The sequence below is a fragment of the Streptomyces noursei genome (assembly GCF_001646665.1).
Lineage (GTDB): Bacteria > Actinomycetota > Actinomycetes > Streptomycetales > Streptomycetaceae > Streptomyces > Streptomyces lavendulocolor.
This window is the reverse complement of sequence record NZ_LWBU01000270.1, coordinates 80518-84240: the sequence shown is the minus strand read 5'-3', so window position 1 is coordinate 84240 and position 3723 is coordinate 80518. Positions and strand designations below refer to the sequence as shown.

General features: G+C 74.6%; 2 protein-coding genes and 1 pseudogene. All 3 read right to left on the bottom strand.

What is annotated here, in order from left to right:
- The coding region (locus A4V12_RS18605) for a hypothetical protein (protein ID WP_159028888.1) at positions 1-842 on the bottom strand (842 nt) is incomplete at its 3' end.
- Positions 839-1639 (bottom strand): cupin domain-containing protein, encoded by an 801-nt coding sequence (locus tag A4V12_RS18600; protein WP_064070478.1) that lies wholly within the window; start codon positions 1637-1639, stop codon positions 839-841. The genes A4V12_RS18605 and A4V12_RS18600, both read right to left, overlap by 4 nt.
- A gap of 270 nt (positions 1640-1909) precedes the next feature.
- Positions 1910-3723, bottom strand: a pseudogene (locus A4V12_RS36880) (SMI1/KNR4 family protein); the annotation flags it as partial.

The window sequence follows — 3723 nt, the reverse complement described above, 5'->3', positions numbered from 1 at the left end:
CCGGAGCCGAGCCGGGCCATGGTCGCGCTGTCGGGCTTGTCCCGCCGGTCGCGGTACGGCACCGCCCACGCCATGCCGTCGACCGAGCGCAGGGCGACCCCGGCGTCGATCACCGGCCGCCCGGGCAGCGTCTCGCGTGCCTCGCGCACCAGGAGGTGTCCGCGCGCGTCCGCGTCGTGCAGCACGACGACGGGCCCCTCGGGGCACAGCGCGGGTATTTTTCGCACCTCCTCGGCCAGCACGACCCCGTAGCGGACGGGCAGTCCGCCGGCGGCGAGGAAGGCGGCCACGGACGGGTCGGGACACAGGAGTACGGCCCTGCTCCCCGCCGCGGCCGGCTGCCCGCTCCGCGGGAACCGGCGGTCGTCCGCCATGCCCGCCGGCAACGTCCCGTACCGCTTCTCCCACTCCGCCAGCGGGCCGGTGCGAAAGGCCTCCCGGCTCTGGGGCAGGGCCCCCTTGCCCACCCCTGCCAGGCGCATCAGGACGAGCCCGGTGGTCAGGAGCACCAGGGCGCCGCTGACGACGCGGAGGAAGACGAGGTCCCCGCCCATGCCGATGACCCCCGTCACCAGGCCGGCGAAGAGTGCCGGCATGACGCATCCGGAGGTGACCGCGCTCTTGGCGAGTTGTCGCCGCGACAGGGCGTACCAGAGCTGGCCCGGTGTGATCGTGATCCGCCCCTCCTGCGTGAGCTTGCCGACGACGCGGCGCACCCGCAGGTCGTGCAGGCACAGGGGGTTGGTCTTCGGGTCGAGCGCGTACGCGCGGCCGCAGTAGGAGCAGACGTTGCCCGTGCGTTCCTTCTGGCGCAGCTCGCGTGCGCAGTGCGGGCAGGTCACCGGCCGGCCTCCCACGCGGCCGCCAGCCGGCGCATCCGGGCGGCCAGGCGCTCGCGCACGGTGGTGGCCGCGATGCCCCGGGTGCGCTGGTGGTGCTCGATGTCGCGCAGGGCGGCGGCGAGGGCCCGGTAGTCGGTGGCGGTTCCGGCAGCGGCCGTGGCCGCGGTGGTCCCGGCGGTCACGGTCGCCGCGGCCAGGGTCGCGGTCGGGCCGGTGCCGTGGCCGGTGTGCGGGGCGCCGTCCCGCCGGTGGGTTCCGGAGGAGGCCCGTGTCTCCGCGTCGGCCGCCGTGATCGCGTAGTCCTCGTGGTCGATCCCGTACCCCGTGTTGGCCGCGAGGATCGTCAGCGGGTCGGCGCCCCGGTTGGCGAAGGAGTGGGGCATCATCTCCGGAATCCGTATCAGCATCCCCGGCGTGAGCGGGACTTCGGCGACCCGGCCGAGGTCCGCGTCGTACAGCCCGCAGGCCGCGTGACCGAGGCTGAGGACGAAGTGCTCCCCGCCGTGCGCGTGCGGGGTGAAGGCGCTGCGCGGGCCCACCACCCCGAGCTTCACGGTGGCGTTGGAGGGGCGCTCGGGCGAGGTGGCCGCGTCGCCCACCAGGTAGTGGGCGAACTGGCCGTCGTCGATGAAGCGCAGGAACTCCCGCTCGGGCCCCAGTTCGCGGGCACCGTCCCGGTCGGCCAGCACGATCCCGCCGTCCGGCAGCAGGTGGTACACCTCCACCCCGCCGGGAAGGCCCTTCCGCACACTGTCCGGTATGCCCCCGGACATGCGGCGGCGCGGTTTTCTGGACATCGAGCCTCCCCCTGGCCATGGTGCGCGGCATACGCCCCGCACACGCGCATCGTAGGGCGTTGACCATGGACGACGGGAGTCCCGGAGGCAACACCCCGGCCGCTTCCCGGCAGCCCCCGGGTGACACCGGTACGCGAATGACGGGTGACGGGTGACGGATGACGGGTTACGCGGACTGCACCGGTACGCTGCGGCCCCCACCCCGGTCCGGTGGCCCCCCTTTCCCGCGTCCCGCAACCGGGGAGGCCACCTCCGGCCGGTCGTCCGCTTCTACCGGCTGTCCGGGGCGCCGCCACCCGCTCGCCCGTCACGGTCCCCGCGCGCGAAGTCTCTGTGCCTGCTGATCACCAGATACGTCTCTCCCTCTCTCGGCGGCCGTTTCCAGGAGCGGGTGATGAACGTGTGCAGCCGCCCGCGCACGATCGCGTGGCGGGGAAGGCGCGTACCGAACTCCCCGGAGACCGCTTCCAGCAGCGCCCCTTCCGCATCGGCGGCGTCCGCCTCCCGGCCGCTGAGGAACCGGTCCGGCTCCAGTGCCCGTGGAATGTCCCCGCTCCGCCGGACCTCTCCGGCCTGGTACGTGAACGCGTACTGCTCGGTGCCGTCCCGTGCCACCGACAGGTGGAAGAACGGCTGACCGCCCCCTGCCCGCAGGCCGCACCACACCACCACCGCCCGCGTACCGGCACGGGCCGCCGCTGCCGCCGCCGGGGAGACGAACCGATGCCGGTCGAACGGAGCGGGCGCGCCGTCGAAGGCGAAGCTCCAGCCGGGCCCGGCCCGGCCGACCGCCATGAGGGCCCGGTCGTCGCGGGACGAGAACGCGACGCGGCCGTGCGCCGACCGGTGGCTTGCCTCCCAGCGGGTCATGGGCGCACTGAGGACGGCGTCGTCCCCGTCCGCCAGGAGTCCGGGCAACTCCTCCGGCCGCACCCCCTCCACCAGCACGAACCGGTAGGACGTGCGGGTGCCGCCCGGGTCCGGCTCCGCGAGCCACCGGAGGGTGTCCGGGTCGAGCCGGGGCGCCTGCTCCGCGGGCCCACCCGTCCACCCGCCCCTCGGTGTGGACAGCAGTTCACGCCCCGCTCCGGGGTCAGCAGCGGCCCGAGCACGGGGTCGGCCACCCACCCGAACGGAGCCACATGGTCCGGCTCCAGCGGCTCCCACGAGGGCAGCGCGTCCATCAGCGTCCGCCACGCCTCGTCGGTGTCACCCCACCGCGCCAGTTCTCTCGCCCTCTCCACCGCCTCCCCGAACGGCCCGGCCACCGTGCAGCGGTACGTCCCGTTCCTCATCCGGTCCAGCATGGCGTGGGCCAGGGACACGAGTTCGTCGTCGGCGGCCCGCAGGGTGCCCGCCAGTGAGTCGTCCCCGTACGCGTGCGCCGCGTGGTCGGCGACCAGCACCGGCAGCTGCTCGACTGCGTACAACGGGCCACGCCCCGCAGGCCCGAAGCTCACCCGGGAGGTCCGTCCGAGCAGGAGGCGTATCTGGTCCCCGAGCCCGGCCGCCCGCGGCCTGCCGTACGACGCGGCCTCGTCCAGCATCGCCAGGGCGCGTTCCCAGTCGCCGCGCAGTGCCGCGGTCCGGGCCCGTGCCACCAGGGCGTCCTTCTCCCGCGTCGTCCCGTTGACGAACACCGGCCCCTCGTCGCCGTGCCCCGCCCGCAGGCGGTGGAACTCCCGGTGCATCGCCCGCATGAACGCCCGGAAGTCCGCGTGGCGCTCCGGCGGCGCGGCCCGCCAGCTCGCCCACGTGTACACGGCCCACTCACCGTCCTCGCCCACGTCCTCCGGGTCCAGGAGGACGTACGTGGCGTCGGACTCGACGTCGAGCTGCAGCCCGCGCCGCCAGATGTCCGCCTCCCGGCGCCCCTCCGGCCGGGCCTCCTCGTCCAAGTACCTCTCGAAGTTCTCGGCGAGACCTGAGGCGTTGTCGTGCCAGGACGCCTCCGTGGTGCCCGCCAACCGCGCGACGAACCCGCCCGCGTGCCGCCACCCGTCGCTGACCGCGAGGAACTCCCGGTACGACGGGGGCATCCGCTGCCCGAGGCGCCGCTCCATGGCCGCGATCCGCTCCTCGGA